This window comes from Pontibacillus marinus BH030004 = DSM 16465, from assembly GCF_000425225.1.
GTDB classification, from domain to species: Bacteria; Bacillota; Bacilli; order Bacillales; family BH030062; genus Pontibacillus; species Pontibacillus marinus.
Genome location: NZ_KE384336.1, coordinates 15,244 through 31,871 on the forward strand (window position 1 = coordinate 15,244; position 16,628 = coordinate 31,871).

General features: G+C 41.0%; 17 protein-coding genes. 7 read left to right on the forward strand and 10 right to left on the reverse strand.

Annotation, left to right across the window (positions count from 1 at the left end):
- Positions 1-244 precede the first annotated feature (244 nt).
- From H514_RS0120885 to H514_RS0120920, 8 genes are all read right to left on the reverse strand, one after another.
- Entirely contained in the window at positions 245-1,396 is a 1,152-nt protein-coding gene (locus H514_RS0120885) for a thiolase family protein (protein ID WP_027448713.1), read from the reverse strand.
- 14 nt (positions 1,397-1,410) lie between these two features.
- Complete coding sequence (locus tag H514_RS0120890; protein ID WP_027448714.1) at positions 1,411-2,256, reverse strand: 3-hydroxyacyl-CoA dehydrogenase family protein; 846 nt, start codon at positions 2,254-2,256, stop codon at positions 1,411-1,413.
- Positions 2,257-2,322: 66 nt separating this feature from the next.
- Positions 2,323-3,939, reverse strand: coding sequence for a long-chain fatty acid--CoA ligase (locus H514_RS0120895; RefSeq protein ID WP_027448715.1), 1,617 nt, complete (start codon positions 3,937-3,939; stop codon positions 2,323-2,325).
- A gap of 18 nt (positions 3,940-3,957) precedes the next feature.
- Entirely contained in the window at positions 3,958-5,112 is a 1,155-nt protein-coding gene (locus H514_RS0120900; RefSeq protein WP_051255268.1) for a CaiB/BaiF CoA transferase family protein, read from the reverse strand.
- Position 5,113: 1 nt separating this feature from the next.
- On the reverse strand, positions 5,114-6,259 hold the full coding sequence (locus H514_RS0120905) for an acyl-CoA dehydrogenase family protein (RefSeq protein ID WP_027448717.1): 1,146 nt from the start codon (positions 6,257-6,259) through the stop codon (positions 5,114-5,116).
- A 154-nt stretch (positions 6,260-6,413) separates the two neighbouring features.
- Positions 6,414-7,229 carry a cobalamin-binding protein gene (locus H514_RS0120910; protein ID WP_027448718.1) on the reverse strand — a complete coding sequence of 272 codons (816 nt, stop codon included), beginning with the start codon at positions 7,227-7,229 and terminating at the stop codon, positions 6,414-6,416.
- A complete protein-coding gene (locus tag H514_RS0120915) occupies positions 7,226-7,756 on the reverse strand; it encodes a cysteine hydrolase family protein (RefSeq protein ID WP_027448719.1) in 531 nt (176 codons plus the stop codon). The genes H514_RS0120910 and H514_RS0120915 overlap by 4 nt, the downstream gene beginning before the upstream one ends.
- Before the next feature lie 14 nt (positions 7,757-7,770).
- The gene (locus H514_RS0120920) at positions 7,771-8,163 is read right to left on the reverse strand and encodes a VOC family protein (protein ID WP_027448720.1); all 393 of its coding nucleotides are present in this window, start codon (positions 8,161-8,163) and stop codon (positions 7,771-7,773) included.
- Between the two features lie 77 nt (positions 8,164-8,240).
- Here H514_RS0120920 and H514_RS0120925 point away from each other — a divergent pair, with 77 nt between their 5' ends.
- Positions 8,241-8,945: a Type 1 glutamine amidotransferase-like domain-containing protein gene (locus tag H514_RS0120925; protein ID WP_027448721.1), complete on the forward strand. Its 705-nt coding sequence runs from the start codon at positions 8,241-8,243 to the stop codon at positions 8,943-8,945.
- Between the two features lie 49 nt (positions 8,946-8,994).
- On the opposite strand, the gene H514_RS0120930 is transcribed toward H514_RS0120925, so the two are convergent.
- Positions 8,995-9,975 (reverse strand): HD domain-containing protein, encoded by a 981-nt coding sequence (locus tag H514_RS0120930; RefSeq protein WP_027448722.1) that lies wholly within the window; start codon positions 9,973-9,975, stop codon positions 8,995-8,997.
- A gap of 87 nt (positions 9,976-10,062) precedes the next feature.
- Here H514_RS0120930 and H514_RS0120935 point away from each other — a divergent pair, with 87 nt between their 5' ends.
- From H514_RS0120935 to H514_RS0120955, 5 genes are all read left to right on the forward strand, one after another.
- The gene (locus H514_RS0120935; protein ID WP_036842800.1) at positions 10,063-10,503 is read left to right on the forward strand and encodes a GNAT family N-acetyltransferase; all 441 of its coding nucleotides are present in this window, start codon (positions 10,063-10,065) and stop codon (positions 10,501-10,503) included.
- Positions 10,504-10,566: 63 nt separating this feature from the next.
- Complete coding sequence (locus tag H514_RS0120940; protein WP_027448724.1) at positions 10,567-11,292, forward strand: ABC transporter ATP-binding protein; 726 nt, start codon at positions 10,567-10,569, stop codon at positions 11,290-11,292.
- Complete coding sequence (locus H514_RS0120945; protein WP_027448725.1) at positions 11,285-12,925, forward strand: putative ABC transporter permease subunit; 1,641 nt, start codon at positions 11,285-11,287, stop codon at positions 12,923-12,925. Before H514_RS0120940 ends, H514_RS0120945 begins: the two co-directional genes overlap by 8 nt.
- Before the next feature lie 16 nt (positions 12,926-12,941).
- Positions 12,942-13,604, forward strand: coding sequence for a hypothetical protein (locus H514_RS0120950; RefSeq protein ID WP_027448726.1), 663 nt, complete (start codon positions 12,942-12,944; stop codon positions 13,602-13,604).
- Positions 13,605-13,654: 50 nt separating this feature from the next.
- Positions 13,655-14,170, forward strand: coding sequence for a GNAT family N-acetyltransferase (locus tag H514_RS0120955; RefSeq protein WP_027448727.1), 516 nt, complete (start codon positions 13,655-13,657; stop codon positions 14,168-14,170).
- A 100-nt stretch (positions 14,171-14,270) separates the two neighbouring features.
- On the opposite strand, the gene H514_RS0120960 is transcribed toward H514_RS0120955, so the two are convergent.
- Positions 14,271-14,693 (reverse strand): universal stress protein, encoded by a 423-nt coding sequence (locus H514_RS0120960; RefSeq protein WP_027448728.1) that lies wholly within the window; start codon positions 14,691-14,693, stop codon positions 14,271-14,273.
- 272 nt (positions 14,694-14,965) lie between these two features.
- Here H514_RS0120960 and H514_RS0120965 point away from each other — a divergent pair, with 272 nt between their 5' ends.
- Entirely contained in the window at positions 14,966-16,423 is a 1,458-nt protein-coding gene (locus H514_RS0120965; RefSeq protein WP_027448729.1) for a SulP family inorganic anion transporter, read from the forward strand.
- Positions 16,424-16,628: the final 205 nt, after the last annotated feature.

Here is a 16,628-nt window from a genome sequence, read left to right on the forward strand (position 1 = left end):
CTCGGGTCGGTGCTGCTTTCGCTCGGGTCAGCGCTTCTTTTGCGCGGGTCCATGCTGCTTTTGCTCGGGTCCGTGCTGTTTTCGCTCGGGTTGGCTCTGCTTTTGCTCGGGTCCATGCTGTTTTTTCTCGGGTCCATGCTGCTTTCGCTCGGGTCCCCCACTCTCCCAGGGTCGCCCCCCACTCTCGCTCAACAAAAAGCCGCTCCTCCCATAAGAGGAACGGCTTACTTTACTTTAATCTACCCTACAATCTCTCAATAATCGCCGCAGTAGACATCCCATGCCCGATACAGATTGTAAGCAAACCATAGCGACCGTCTCTGCGTTCTAACTCATGCAACAACGTCGTCATTAACTTTGCACCTGTCGCACCAAGTGGATGTCCTAGCGAGATAGCTCCACCATTCACATTCACACGATCCAGACTCGTCTCCATCTCCTTCTTCCATGCCAAAACAACTGGAGCAAAGGCTTCGTTGATCTCCACCAAGTCTATATCATCAATAGTCAGCCCAGATTTAGCTAACACCTTTTTCGTTGCTGGGATCACACCATCTAACATCATTTTTGGATCAGAACCAACTACTACTCGATTGATGATTCGAGCACGAGGTTTCAGCCCCAATTCTTCTGCCTTTGAACGCTCCATCATTAGCACAGCACCTGCACCATCACTCATTTGGCTGGCATTCCCCGCTGTAATCACACCATTCTCCTTAAACACTGGCTTTAACTGCCCAAGCGCCTCCATTGACGTATCCTTTCGTGGGCCTTCATCCTGATCCACCATAATCGTATTCCCTTCACGATCGTCCCCTTCAATAGGTAGGATTTCGCGTTGAAAACGCCCCTCCTCCGTCGCACGAATGGCACGTTGATGACTCTCATAGGAATACGCATCTAACTCTTCTCGAGTCATTCCATATTTTTCAGCGATCAGTTCTGCTGATACTCCTTGATGCACAATATCGTACTTCTCATGAACAGAGTCTGGAATAGTGGACTGATTACCATCACTTAAGATTGGCACCTTCGTCATATTCTCAACGCCTGCACCAATCGTAATATCCATATCCCCAGCTAAAATTTCTTGAGCTGCAAAATGAATGGCTTGCTGACCAGATCCACACATTCGATTTAATTGTACGGCTGGTACTTCCACCGGAAACCCTGCATCAAGTGACGCCAGGCGACCAATATTATACCCTTGTTCTCCCACAGGTGACACGCACCCCATCACGATATCTTCTACCATCCCTTTTTCAACACCGGAACGACTCATAAGTTCCTGCAACACGTTTGATGCCAAATGAACGGGATGTACATTACGAAAATATCCTTTCCGTTTTCCTACTGGTGTTCGTACTGCATCTACGATGACGACTTCTCTATTCATTTCGACTCTCTCCTTTAGTAAGTATAAAATCCTTTTCCTGTTTTCACACCTAAATGTCCTGCTTCAACGAGCTTTCGTAAAATTTGAGGTGGCCTAAATCGGTCTCCATAGGCCTCAATCATGCCCTCACTCGCAAACAATAATGTATCGAGCCCAACATAATCCGCTAGTGTTAAAGGTCCCATAGGATAATTCAAGCCAAGGTGTATCGCCTTATCAATGTCCTCTTTTGAAGCCACACCCTCTTCATAAATTCTCATGCATTCTAAAACATGTGCAGCTAAAGCTCGGCTAGTCACAAAACCCTGCCGATCCTTAACTAAAACTGTTTCCTTTCCAACTTCTTTGGATACGGCTTCAATTACGCTCACCGTTTCTTCCGATGTATCTTCCCCTTTTACGATCTCTACTAATTTCATGATTGGGGCAGGGTTAAACCAATGCATCCCGATGACTTTTTCAGGTCGTTTAGTTGCTGAGGCAATCGCCGTTACACTAAGTTCAGATGTATTCGTGGACAAAATCGTCTCAGAAGGTGTGAGTTCCTCTAACTTCCCAAATAGCTCTTTCTTCAACTGAAGATTTTCAGGTATTGCTTCAATAACGAGGTCTGTACTTGAGACCGCTTTTTCTAAATCTTTAGTTGCTGTAATGTTTTCTAGCACTTTACTCCTCTGATCCTCTGATAGATGTCCAGCTTTTACAAAGCGTGCTAGACTTTTCTCGATCATGTTCATCCCTTTATCAATGGCTTCATCGGTGATGTCATATAAAAAAACCTTCTTCTCACCAGAAGCCATCGCTTGTGCAATGCCATTTCCCATGACCCCAGCGCCGATTACACTCACCGTTTTAATCATTTATGTTCCCTCCTGTGTAAAAGATCATTATGTAAAAGCAGGAGCACCTAACTCCTGCTTATGATTTTATTCACTCTTAATCGTAAAATGGTCCTCAAGCTGATCACGAAGTGCACGCTTTAAAAATTTCCCTACGGACGTTTTCGGAATGCTTTCCATGAAGACAATATCATCTGGCAGCCACCATTTCGCGAATTGAGGTTTAAGGAATTCATATAAGTCACCTTGTGAGCTGTTCGCGCCATCCTTCAAGACAACGCAAGCGACTGGGCGTTCTTGCAATTCAGGATGAGGAACTGCAATGACAGCCGCTTCAAATACATCTTCATGAGCCATCAACGCATTTTCTAAATCAACAGATGAAATCCATTCGCCCCCACTTTTGATCAAATCTTTTGTACGGTCAACGATTTTAATGATGCCTTCTTCATCCACAGTGACTACATCTCCTGTGTACAGCCAACCGTCTTGAAAGGCTTCAGCTGAACGTTCATCCTGATAATACTCATCTGCAATCCAAGGGCCTCTTAATAATAGTTCACCCATTTCCTTTCCATCCCAAGCAACCTCTCCGTCTTTTCCGATTACCTTCATCTCTAATCCAGGTACAAGTGAGCCTTGTTTGGAGCGGATTTCTAAGCGCTCCTCTTCAGGCAAGTCTTTTTGATAACTCTTCAGACGAGAGATCGTAGCAAGTGGTGCCGTTTCGGTCATGCCATATGCATGTAAAAACGGTACATTGTACTCCTCTTCAAACGCACGAATCATCCCTTTTGGAGCAGCTGATCCTCCACATAATACAGAGCGCAAGCTAGAAGTATCATAATCACCCGTTTCTAGCTCTCGTAATAACCCCAACCATATCGTAGGCACGCCAGCTGTTATGGTCACGCGTTCAGATTCAATTTGCTCTGCAATGGTTTTCGGTGAGAATTGAGCACCTGGCATCACTTGATTGCTCCCAAACCAAACAGCAGCAAAAGGAAGCCCCCATGCATTGGCGTGAAACATTGGAACGACAGGCATCGCGACATCAGACTCAGAAACGGCTGCAGTATCAGCTAAGCCTAACGCCATGGAGTGCAATACAATTCCACGGTGTGAATACACCACGCCCTTCGGATTCCCAGTAGTGGCAGATGTATAGCACATACCAGCAGCCGCGTTTTCATCAATATCTTTTTTAAATTCATACGTTCCATCAGCTTCTTTTAATAGTTTCTCATAATGATAGACAGGAGAAAGTTTTGTCTCAGGAAGCTCCTCATCATCTGTCATGACAATAAAAGCTTCAACCGTCTTCAGTTCATCTTGAACCGCTTCTACCAATGGCAGTAAGTCCGCATCAATTAAGAGAACTTTATCCTCTGCATGGTTCACAATATAAGAGATATGCTGAGCAGCTAAACGAATATTAATTGTGTGCAATACGCCTCCCATCCCCGGAATTGCAAAATACGCTTCAAGGTGACGGTAGTGGTTCCAAGCAAACGTCCCAACGCGCTCCCCTTCTCTTACACCTAATTTTTCTAATGCATGTGAAAGCTTTCGGGTTCGTTCTGTTAAATCCTTATAATTGATTCGATGAGTCCCTGTAGATGTGCGTGTAATCACTTCTTTTTTCGGAAAAAATTTCTCGGCACGTTCCAACATTGCAGGTAATGTTAATGGTACATTCATCATATCGTTTCACCCTCCACGTTATAGAATGATCATGCGTTCTTTCATGGTTTCAATCTTTTCCTCTGGGTAACACAACAAATCGGATAAAATCCCCTCAGTCTGCTCACCTAATCCAGGAAACCACACCTCTCTATGATTTTTTTGAGCATGGTACCTTGATGCTACATGCACAATTCCAGCCGAATCTTCCTCTTGGATCATCCTCTCCTTTACATAGGGTTTTGTAAGCACTTCCTCCATTTCATATATAGGTGTCAAGCAACAATCAACTTGGGATGAAAATTCTTCCCACTGTTGAAATGTTTTGCTTTTAAACAATTGAATGATGTCTTGTACAAAAGGATCTTCACTATCTTTCTTGATAAATTGATAGGAGACCCAGTCCTCTCTCCCTACTTTTTCACAGAATGTTTTCCAAAACTTCGGTTCTAAAGCGGCAAAGCTAACGTACCGATTATCTGCAGTTTCATAGATGCTATAGGAGACAAGTTCTCCATTTAATGATGAGAGTCCCTGATGTTCATCAGCGTATTGAAGGTTTAGCATATGAAGCTGGGTTAAGGAGAGCATGGAATCTAATATAGCAGAATCAATATAGGCCCCCTCTCCGGTTTTCTCACGTGATATATAAGCAGCCAATATTGATTCAGTAGCAGCTAATCCTCCTACTAAATCAGCGAGGGTAATCGAAGGATGAATTGGTCGTCCTGTTCGGTCTTTCAGTTGACTTAACATCCCACTTAACGCCATATAGTTAATATCATGACTACCAAATTGAGAGATCACTCCCTCTTGCCCATAGCCAGATAAAGAACAATAAATTAACTCTGGGTTCCATTTTGAAACCGTGTCATAATCAAGTCCAAGTCGTTTCATCACGCCTGGACGAAAGCTTTCTATAACAATATCAGCATGTTGAATAAGGTCATATACGATCTCTAAGCCTTCCTTTGACTTCAAATTCACTGCTAGGCTTTTTTTATTGCGATTATACGCATGAAATACACTGTCTCGCTCGTTGGAATGGGGAGTAGCGCTGCGACTTAAGTCCCCAGTTAACGGTTCGACTTTTATAACCTCAGCACCTAAATCTCCTAAACGCATGCTGGCAAAGGGTCCTGGTATATAGTGAGAGAAATCAAGAATACGCATCCCTTTTAACATGTGTTCCATTTTATAACCCCATATTCTTTGCGATGATCGACTTCATAATGTCATTCGTACCGGCATATATCGAAGCTACTGGAATGTCTCGATACCTTCTTGCAATCTCATATTCTTCCATATAGCCGTAACCACCATGAAGCTGCATGCATTCTGTTATGACACGTCTTGCCATCTCCGTATGCCACCACTTTGACATAGATACTTTGGTTGTGACTTCTTTTCCTTCCATATGTTGTTCGATTAAGTCATCGAGAAACGACCGACCTACCTCCACCTCTGTAGCCATTTCAGCAATACGGAATTGTACTGTTTGAAGCTTACTTATAGGTTTACCGAAGGCTTCTCGTTGTTTCACATAAGAAACGGTCTCCTTTAACATCGTTTCAGCTGCTGTTTGAGCTGCAATCGACACCACTAAACGCTCTTGTTGGAGTTTATCCATTAAATAATAGAATCCTTTTCCCTCTTCACCTAATAGATTCTCTGCTGGAACTCTCACATCTTCAAAAATTAATTCAGCTGTGTCTTGCGCATGCAAACCAACCTTTTCGAGTTTCCGACCTCGTTTAAATCCAGGTGTGTCACGCTCTACTACAAGTAAGCTCATCCCCTTGTGTGGTGGATTCGCCTTTGGATCAGTTTTACAAACAACAACGACTAAATCAGCCAATATCCCGTTTGTTATAAATGTTTTCTCCCCGTTCAAAATGTAACTGTCCCCATCTTGAACAGCCGTTGTTTTAATTCCAGCTAGATCAGATCCAGCTCCAGGTTCCGTCATAGCAATGGCTGAAATCATATCTCCTGTCGCACAGTTGGGCAACCATTTTTTCTTTTGTTCTTCCGTACCATAAGAATCGATATAGGGCGTTACAATATCATTATGAAGTCCAATCCCAACAAGACTGGAACCAATCCGTTCGAACTCTTCATTCAAAATTACGGAGTAGGCAAAGTCAGCATTATAACCACCATAAGATTCAGCCACCCCTGGGCATAAAAAACCTTGTTGCCCTAGCTTCCTCCAAAACTCACGAGGAATCATGCCCTCTTTCTCCCACTCACGATAATTTGGTCTTGCCTCTTGATCTAAAAACTTTCGAACCGCTTCTCGGAAGATTTCATGTTCTTCCTGAATGTACGATGCTGCCAATCAAATCCCCCCTGTTGCACATAAAGTAAACGCTTTCAAAAATGTGTATGAAATATCTCTTATGATTATATTTACATACCGAACGAAATAATCCTGCACAATAAACTTAATTTTCTGAATTTTTATTCTGTTAAGTGGCCTTTAGACCACTTAATCATTCCATTTGCAACAATGGGTCTTCAAAAGGACCTTCTGGAAAAACATCTGGGTGCAAAATAGACGCCACCTTTTGAAGTCCAACCAACAGTCTAGGCGATGGACGACAGTAAAAAGCTTCTTCCAAAAGATGAATTCGGTCATCTTGCACAGCATTTACCGCTTCCCAACCGTCCCTCTCACGAACATGATCGGGATCCATTTTCCTCTCTTTTACACCAACCCAAACCATACAGACAACATCAGGGTTTCGTTTATAAACTTCATCCCAATCTGTCTGCACACTTGCCTTCTCCTCATCTCCAAAAACGTTTCGGCCCCCTGCTAATTGACTAATCTCAGTGAGCCAGTTTGTACCTCCAGGTGTGAACACGGGTTCTGGCCACCATTCCCAATAAAGAGATGGCTTATGCTCAATCGTTTCAGCCAGATCCTTGTACTGTTGAATCGTTTGCTCATACTTCTTTACAACGCGCTCAGCTCTCTCCTGTGTTCCCGTATGCTCTCCTACCTTTCGTAAATCCTGAGCAATCTCCTCTAACGAGTTAGGGTTCAGCACAATATAAGGTAAGCCCCTCTTCTCTAATTCTTCAATGTTTTTCTCCATCCCAGGAACACTTAAAGAAGCAAGCACGAGATCAGGTTCCAAATCCTCTACTTTATCCATTCGAATCGACAAATCCGGGCCTAGCTTAGGTAAGTCTTGGACCGCTTCAGGCCAATCCGAAAAATGATCAACACCAACAAGTTGATCTGTTAATCCAAGATAAGCAACTAATTCCGTATTACTGGGACAAATTGATACAAGTCTCATCGAATCACCTCAAAAGAAATATCTTTTGTTTCCTTGGTATGAGCGAACCACCTTAACACTTTATTGTGATGCGCAATAATTTGTTCGGCCCGTAAATCCTCTGTATCAAACGTGCTGTGCGCGTCTGTAACAACAGTTACTTCATACCCTTTACCAAAGGCACTTCGAGTTGTGGTATCCACACACGCTTCCGTTTGAATTCCTGTGATCATAAGATGGTTCACTCCCATTTGATCAAGAGTTCCTTGTAGAGCTGTTTGATAAAAACTATCTGGAGTTGTTTTGTGAATGACAATATCTTTATCCATGGGTCCAATTCGATCATCTATTTCCCAGTTTGTCGTGCCATACTCTAAGGGTGTACCCTCACCTGCGTTATGTTGAATATAAATAATGGGAGTCCCCGTTTCCCTAGCTTGCTTCAACAAGGATTGAACACGTTCTATTAGCCTATCAGACTGAAAAGCAGGCGCTTCTTCTCTGAACATAAACTTTTGCATATCAATAACGACTAGCGCTTTCGCCATACTAGACTCTCCTCCTAATTCCACACTTTCATACGTTCCTTAAGATTGGATGTGTGTAACTCTAGCTGAGTTCCGTCAGGATCTAAAAAATTAACCGACCACCCCTGACCTCTTTGAACGGGTCCCCGCACAATTGGTACATCCTCGTGTTGCAAATGCTCAACAGCATCCTGAAAATCTTTCTTTAAAATAGAAAAGGCAACATGGTCCACGCCCATATATCCCTGTGATGCCCCGGAATATATGGGCTTTTCAATTAAACATACCCATGCGCCTCCCCACTCTAAGTAAGCATCCGATCGTCCCTGATGCACTAAAGTCATATTTAAAACGTTTACATAAAAGTTTAAGGATACTTCTAAATCTTTAACATTAATCGTAATATGATTAAATCCTTGAATTTCCATGACGACATCCTTTATCATTTTCATAATATTATAACATCTCACTGATTAAGAATTCACTTCAAAGGGAGGCTACAAAAATGAACATTATCGCAATGGGTGGTGGCGGCTTTTCCATGGAACCAGATAACCCACGGCTAGATCGCTACATCATCAATCAATCTGAACAATTACGACCAAAGATTTGCTTTTTACCAACAGCTAGTGGAGATTCAGAAGGGTATATTGAAAGGTTTTATACGTTTTTCCAAGAAGAAGATTGTGAACCTACTCATTTATCCTTACTAAAACCTGAAGTGGCTGACAAAGAATCGTTTCTTTTATCACAGGATATTATCTATGTCGGAGGTGGAAATACGCGTAACCTCATGGCCCTGTGGAAAGAATGGGAGTTAGACCGTATTCTAGAAAAAGCGTGGAAAAACGGGACCATTCTGGCTGGGATCAGTGCTGGTTCTATTTGTTGGTTTGATGAAGGACCTTCTGACTCTGTGCCAGGTCAGGTTACCAAAGTAAAAGGGTTAGGATTCTTAAACGGGAGCACATGTCCTCACTACGATAATCCAGAAGAAAGTGGAGAAATGTACAGACATTACATTGCTAAAGATGAATTAAGCGCTGGATATGCAATGGATGATGGTGCGGCTATTCACTTTGTAGGAACAGACATTCATAAAGCAATCTCATCTAGACCTGAGGCCAAAGTCTACCATGTTACAAAAGGTGAAAATGGCCAAAATGCCATAGAAACAGCGCTAGAAATGGAATATATTACGATTGAATAAACATCAGGATCAGGTTGCTTACAAAGCCCCTGATCCTGATGTTTTTATGTTACGTGGAAAGTACTTTTACATAAGTCCCTTTCTCTGACCGCTTCTTTGCACTAACGGTCGCTTCTTGCACGGAATGATTGACCTCAGAAACAGACACAAGATTATCATCCTTCAATTGAACGAGGGGGTCAATGTAACGAAGTTTTCCATGCTGACTATAATCATAATCAACTTCGTTATACTGGACTTCTACTTTAGGGTGGAGTTTCCCTAATAATTGTTGAACAGTTGAATCTTCAGTGCTTTTCACTTTTTGTAGAAGTTGCTCATCGGTTAACAAGAAATCTTCTCTTGTAATCACTCCTTTTTGAAGTGCTTCCTTCAGCGATTGAGATAAGACTTGATATCCATACACATTCAACGGATGAAGGAAATAATCGATAACTTCTTTATAAAAGAAACGGACAAACCACTCAGCTACCTTCTCATCATTCACATAAACCTTTTCTCCATTAAACCGTAATGATTGTAAAAACGAATCAATCTCTTTGTGACTCATCATTCCCTGCTGATACATATCTCGCAAAGTATAATCTATTCGATCTGCACACAAATCTGGCAATGGTTGCTCGAGAATCTTCCAATTCTCCTCATCCATCACCTTTTCAACAGAGAAATCGTACCTTTCGAGAATCTCAGGAATATCTGATTGAGAAATAACTTCTTCAAAAATCTCTTCATGATAATCCTGATTTTCATAATCCAATACAAAATCAATAACATGTGAAAAGGCTGTGTGTGACACGTCATGCAAAAGCCCTGCAGCTTGCTCTTCAACAGATCCCCCCAACATTCGGACCAAAAGCATCACACCAACAGAATGCTCATACCTTGTGACATTCCACTCAGGATTCACTAAATAGGAAGCTCCTCCTTGGTGAATTCCTTTTAACCTCTGAACAGGCTTTGAAGCGAGAAGCTCCTGTAAAACTTCTTCATTTATATTAAAAGAACCATAAATCTTATCCTCGATATGCAACGGTATGTTCTCTCCTTTATGTACTGTAACAAAATGGTTTATCTGCTATGATGGTATCATATCACACGTCATCTTAAGAAATGGGGGATCCTATTGGAGATCAAACGCATTCCACCAGAAGATACATATCCATTAAGACATCAAATTTTACGACCCAACCAAACGATCGAAGCCTGTAAATATCCGGCAGACCACGAGCAAGATGCACTCCACTTAGGGGCTTATATGTCTGGAGAATTGATTAGTATTGCTTCCTTTTACAAAGAAAAACATACAGATATTAAAGGAGAACATCACTATCGCCTTCGGGGCATGGCTACACACCCAGAATTTCGCCTACAAAAAGCGGGAACCTACCTCATTCATAAAGCAGAAAGTATTTTACGAGAAAAACAGGCAGATGCACTTTGGTGCAATGCTCGAACGACAGTAAGTGATTACTATAAAAAATTAGGTTTCTATGAAGTTGGAAATGTTTTCGACATTCATCCAATTGGTCCACATATAGTTATGGCTAAAGCTATTTAGACTGAAACGTTCCAGGGCTTTCAACCGTATAAACTCAAGACAGACTCAAAAAGGTGTGTACATATGATAGAAATTCAAAACGTAACAAAAAGCTATTCAGGCAGCAAAAAGGCTGTCGACACATTAAATTTAACCATCCCTGACGGCAAAATCTTTGGATTTCTGGGGCCTAATGGTGCCGGTAAGTCGACCACAATTAAAATGATTACAGGTATTCTGCCCATTGATGAAGGCACGATAACGATCAACGGTTATGATGTTACACAAAATCCAATTGAGGCTAAAAAAGCATTTGGGTATGTGCCTGATCACCCAGATATGTTTTTACGATTAAAAGGGATCGAATACTTAAATTTCATTGGAGATATATATGAAGTTCCTAAAGAGGTTAGGGAAGAAAAGATCGAAAGCCTTACAAAAACCTTCGGGATCTATGAAGTGTTAAATGATCCAATCCAAACATACTCCCATGGTATGCGTCAAAAAATCATCGTTACCGGAGTTCTTTTGCATGAGCCTGACGTTTGGATATTAGATGAGCCGCTTACAGGACTTGATCCAAAGTCCTCTTATACTTTGAAAGAAATGATGCGTGAACACACCCGAAAAGGGAAAACTGTCTTCTTCTCAACACATGTGTTAGAGGTTGTAGAACAGCTTTGTGATCAAGTAGCGATCATCAACAATGGGGTACTCGAGTTTAACGGTGATATGAGTGACATGAAGGCACAATTCCAAACAGACGGTAGCCTTGAACAAATCTTCCTGGAGCTGACCAACCATGAGTAATACCTTCACCTTATTTAAAATCATGATGAAACAGTACTTCTCATGGGCGGATAAGGACGACAAACAAAAGACAGGAATCTTGTTCTTTATTATCGCCATGATCCCTGTAACCTTGTTCTGGTTCTGGTTTGTGAATGGGATCGTTAGCGGGATTCATCCTATATTAGCGGAAGCAAACCTTCAACACTTAATTATCGCTTTCGCTCTTCTTATTACAGGATTGACCATTATTTTAACGAGCATTCCGACGATCGTAACATCCTTTTATTTTGCGAATGACCTTGAGTCCTATCTCACTCTTCCCGTTAAGGCGTATCAAATTTTGATTGGCAAGACATTGGCTCCTCTGATTACGGTTTATGGCGCAACAGCAGTCATCATGGTTCCGACACTTCTTATGTATGGGCTGACAGACGGTGCTGGAAGTGTTTATATCATATTTAGCCTTTTTACATTCGTATTATTTCCAATCATCCCTTTTATACTTGCATCGATTCTGGTGATGTTTTTAATGCGTTTTGCCAATATCGCTAAGAACAAGGATCGTACAAAAGTGTTTGCTGGGATCTTTTCTTTTGCCATGGTTATTGGGATTAACGTAGTTATTCGTTTGAACCAAAATCCAGAAAATATGTCGAGCGATTTTGCCCAATGGATCCAAAAGCAGGATGATCTTCTTTGGGGAACATCCAAGTTTCTTCCAAATGTCTATATTGCAACCAAAGCAATTGAGTCCACATACTGGTGGCAAAACGCTTTATTTTTCATCCTCTTGTTCGTTGTAACAGGACTATTCATCGCCCTCTTTATGTGGATTGGACAGCGATTATATTTCCAAGGTGTTCAAGGAATCAGTAGCGGAAACAAAGGTAAAACTTTCACAAGCCTTTCTAACAAATTATACGTTCGACCGGTTTATTGGAGTTATACCTTGAAAGAACTACGGACCATTTACCGAACACCATCGTTTTTCATTAATTGTATTGTACAAAACTTGTTCGCTCCGTTTTTCATCCTAATTATTATGTTTTTTGAAAACAATCTAGGATCCATTACGGAGATGGTAGATCAGTTTAATGAAAAATATATTTTGCTTGCTATGTTTGGTATAAGTCTGTTCGTGATGGGCTCAAACCCAACAGCTACATCTTCTATTTCAAGAGAGGGCTATAATTGGTTTACGAATAAATACTTACCGATCGATCCTAAAACTATCATCTATTCCAAAGCTTTAGCAGCCTGGATTATTGATTGGGTATCTATTGCAGTCTTGTTTATCTTGTTCACCTTCCTATTGAAGGTTCCATTTCTAGTTATAGCTTTATGGGTTGTTTTAACCGCACTTGCAAGTTGGTTTTCAGTTTTTATGGGAATCTATGTGGACCTTAATAACCCAAGACTGAACTGGAGCGATGAGCAACAAGTGTTTAAATCCCGGTTTGCTCCGTTACTTACATTGCTTATTCAAGCATTCTCCTTTGGCTTTTTAATTTTAGCCACTTGGAATCTACCCTTTATATCTGGATTATGGTTGACGACTTTAACACTTCTTTTGGGGACTGGGATCGCATTGTACATTGCACACAAAATAGCTATGAAAACCACTCAAAAACGATTCCATTACTTAGGTTAAGGGAGAGTGTTCGAACATGAGAAGCGTTTTAAAGAAGGTGAATTACAAAGACATCATTTTGTTCGTTCTTATTGTTTTTTTATTTTTCTGGGGATATCAAAGTTGGACTGAGAACAAACAATATGAAGAGTATTTATCTCATGATATGAGTAATGAATTAAGCAAAGTGGTTTATGGGAGTCAACAAACCCAGTCTATATTAGAAGAAGTTATCTCAACTGAGAAATTGACTGTTGAACAAGCTGAAAATCTTAGTCGGGGATACATGAGGATTGTTCAATACGCTCAAAAATACGAGACAGTGGCGGATCACTTTTTAGAGAAAATAGATAAAGAGGCTTTTTCCAACAAAACGGCCAATCTAGCAGCCGATTGTGGCTATTACTTCATGCGGCTTTCAGATGACTTAAATCAACCTATTTCACTAGATCAGACCGAAATCGAAAAGTATAAAACCTTAAAGAAATTTTCAGATGCTTGGTATCAAACAGCCCAAGTCAAACTACAGAAAAAATCTCACAGTACGTTAAAAGAGAGTGGCATCTCTAGTGACCTTTGGATTGAATATCTACTTGCCCTTCAAAACGATACTGTAGAAATAGCGAAAAAGCATATGCCAGAACATTTTGATGAGGAAAACATAGACTCATACTTAAAAGATGGAAGCATGGACAAATAAAATACTTTAAGATAAAGTACCACTAATACATTTTATGAGGAGGACTTAAGATGGAGGTCAAACGTCTAGGAGCGATTGATGCAGAGCATTACTGGAATTTACGGTTAGAAGCCCTACAAAAAAATCCTGAGGCGTTTATCACAACGTACGATGAGGCGATGCAACGACAAAAGCCTATTGAAACAGCAGCTGAACGACTTAGTGATGACAGTGCCTTTACATATGGAGCTTATGACAGCCAGCAATTATTAGGCGTTGTGACATTTATTCCAGGTAAACACAAGAAGTTTGGACATAAGGGTGAGATTTTCGCTATGTATGTCTCGCCTGCTGCACGTGGAAAAGGTGTAGGCAGAGCGTTGATCCAAGCTTGTATCGATCAAGCAAAATCATCTTCCATTGAGCAGATTCAACTGAGTGTTGTTTCCACTAATAAACCTGCTAAGCTTTTGTATGAAGCCATGGGATTTGAAGCATACGGACTAGAAAAGAAAGCAATTAAGTTAGGAAAAGAACATTATCTTGATGAAGATATGATGGTGCTGTTTTTAGATGAGATATCGTAAGAATGCTTAAATGCTTTCGACTTAGGAAACGCTCTGGTCGAAAGCATTTTTTATGTTGAATTTTCTCGAGTTTAATTCTGTTTTCCAGATAGTCCCTATATCACTTCACAACCATAACTGGGCAATGAGCACGTTTCATAACTTTGTGAGAAACACTACCTAACACAAATTCCTGCAATCCATTCAGACCACGACTTCCAATAATAATCACATCGTAGTCTTCATTATTTGCATACTCAACGATGCTTGGCCCAGGTTCGCCTTTTAATGTTTGATATTGATAGCTTACTTCTTTTCGGTCAAATAAGTCTTCTATTTGTTTTACGCGTTGATGTCGTATATCATTTAGTCTACCTCGGCTACTTCCTTCTGCAATAATATCGTGCTTGGAGGAAGATGGGTCTATTACATATAAAAGAGTAATTCGAGCTCCCCCTTCAATACTTGCTAAGTGAGCTGCTTTTTGTGTTGCGCGAAAAGCATGTTCAGATCCATCGGCAGCTAATAAAATCTTCTGAAACATGATCCTTCCTCCTTTATGTACATATCTACATTTTACCACGTGTATTCGTAAAATCACTCACCTGAAATATTCAGACAAACAAATGTCACTTTTATGGAATCAGCATCTATGTACGAGCATATTCAAGAAATTCAAAGCATTTGACCACTTTATGCGCTTACATGCGATTATTTGATTTTTAAAATTTGTGATATACTCTCTCTCGTTGTGTTCGGTTAAGACCTTTGATTCGGTCAGAGGTCAGTTTACAAATTATAGAAAGAGGTGTTCTTTTGAACCTAGAAACAATTAAACAACAATGGTTTGGTAATGTGAGAACAGATGTCCTCTCTGGAATTCTTGTTGCATTAGCTCTTATTCCAGAGGCAATTGCTTTCTCCATTATTGCGGGCGTTGATCCTATGGTCGGATTATATGCTTCCTTTTGTATCGCCGTTGTTATTTCCTTTGTAGGTGGACGTCCAGGGATGATCTCCGCCGCAACAGGTGCAATGGCCTTACTCATGGTAACACTCGTGAAGGACTATGGATTAGAGTACTTGCTCGCTGCCACAATATTGACAGGGATTCTTCAAATTATTTTCGGTGTCTTGAAAGTCGGTAAAATTATGAAGTTTATCCCTCGCTCTGTGATGATCGGTTTCGTAAACGCTCTGGGAATTTTAATTTTCATGGCTCAGCTCCCTCACTTTGAAGGTGAAGGTCTTGCTATGTATGCAATGGTAGCAGGTTCACTTGCAATCATTTATATTCTTCCACGCGTCACAAAAGCTGTTCCATCTCCACTCGTTGCGATTATCGTAATGACGATTATTGCCATTACAACAGGTGTTGGTGTGAAAACAGTTGGTGACATGGGGAACTTAACATCAGAACTACCCGTGTTCTTGATCCCTGAAATCCCATTAAACTTTGAAACTTTAAAAATTATCTTCCCTTATTCCATGGCTCTAGCAATGGTAGGTTTACTTGAGTCTCTATTAACGGCTCAAATTGTAGATGATATGACAGATACACCTAGTGATAAGAACAAAGAGGCACGTGGTCAAGGTATTGCAAACGTTATTGCTGGATTTTTTGGCGGAATGGCTGGCTGTGCGATGATTGGTCAATCCGTTATTAATGTAAAATCTGGTGGACGCGGTCGTCTTTCCACGCTTGTAGCTGGTGTATTCTTAATGGTACTCATTGTTGCCTTACAGGATATTTTAATTCAGATCCCAATGGCTGCTCTAGTCGGAGTTATGATTATGGTTTCAGTTGGAACATTTGACTGGTCTTCTCTTACGAAGCTACACGTAATGCCAAAAACAGATGCTGCTGTTATGATCGTAACGGTTGTAACTGTTGTCGTGACACACGACCTTTCAAAAGGTGTATTCGCTGGTGTACTACTAAGCGCAATCTTCTTCGTAGCAAAGATCTCAAACATTCATGTAGAAAAAGCAATGGATGTACAGCGAAACGCACGATTATATAATGTTCGCGGCGAATTATTCTTCGCTTCAGTATCTGACATGGCTGACTTCTTTGATTTCAAAGAAGACACAGAATCAGTCGTAATTGACTTCAGCAAATCCCATGTATGGGACGATTCTGCAGTCGGTGCTATTGATAAAGTCGTGATGAAATTCAGAGAGCAAGGCAAAGAGGTTGAAGTAATCGGCCTCAATGATGCAAGCTCTCAACTCGTTAGCAAATTAGCCGTTCACGATAAAGCAAATGGCTAACATGAACGATCATGAATAAGATGATGACAAACACCAGCCCGGTTGTGGCTGGTGTTTTTTATGTTTGATCTACTTTGCCTTTTAAACTCTTATTCCATTAAAGCCCCCTTATCTTGAAGACTTGGATTCGAGATAAAGTGCGAGGAGGTAGTGCAGGGCCGAGGGAATTCGGCGTCTAGCCGAGGGATTCCGTCGCCTACTCGAG

Bases quoted from the DNA above. Each gene is read 5' to 3' on its own strand.
- H514_RS0120885 (WP_027448713.1), bottom strand. From the start codon at position 1,396: ATGAATAGAGAAGTCGTCATCGTAGATGCAGTACGAACACCAGTAGGA.
- H514_RS0120890 (WP_027448714.1), bottom strand. From the start codon at position 2,256: ATGATTAAAACGGTGAGTGTAATCGGCGCTGGGGTCATGGGAAATGGC.
- H514_RS0120895 (WP_027448715.1), bottom strand. From the start codon at position 3,939: ATGATGAATGTACCATTAACATTACCTGCAATGTTGGAACGTGCCGAG.
- H514_RS0120900 (WP_051255268.1), bottom strand. From the start codon at position 5,112: ATGGAACACATGTTAAAAGGGATGCGTATTCTTGATTTCTCTCACTAT.
- H514_RS0120910 (WP_027448718.1), bottom strand. From the start codon at position 7,229: ATGAGACTTGTATCAATTTGTCCCAGTAATACGGAATTAGTTGCTTAT.
- H514_RS0120915 (WP_027448719.1), bottom strand. From the start codon at position 7,756: ATGGCGAAAGCGCTAGTCGTTATTGATATGCAAAAGTTTATGTTCAGA.
- H514_RS0120920 (WP_027448720.1), bottom strand. From the start codon at position 8,163: ATGGAAATTCAAGGATTTAATCATATTACGATTAATGTTAAAGATTTA.
- H514_RS0120925 (WP_027448721.1), top strand. From the start codon at position 8,241: ATGAACATTATCGCAATGGGTGGTGGCGGCTTTTCCATGGAACCAGAT.
- H514_RS0120940 (WP_027448724.1), top strand. From the start codon at position 10,567: ATGATAGAAATTCAAAACGTAACAAAAAGCTATTCAGGCAGCAAAAAG.
- H514_RS0120945 (WP_027448725.1), top strand. From the start codon at position 11,285: ATGAGTAATACCTTCACCTTATTTAAAATCATGATGAAACAGTACTTC.
- H514_RS0120950 (WP_027448726.1), top strand. From the start codon at position 12,942: ATGAGAAGCGTTTTAAAGAAGGTGAATTACAAAGACATCATTTTGTTC.
- H514_RS0120955 (WP_027448727.1), top strand. From the start codon at position 13,655: ATGGAGGTCAAACGTCTAGGAGCGATTGATGCAGAGCATTACTGGAAT.
- H514_RS0120960 (WP_027448728.1), bottom strand. From the start codon at position 14,693: ATGTTTCAGAAGATTTTATTAGCTGCCGATGGATCTGAACATGCTTTT.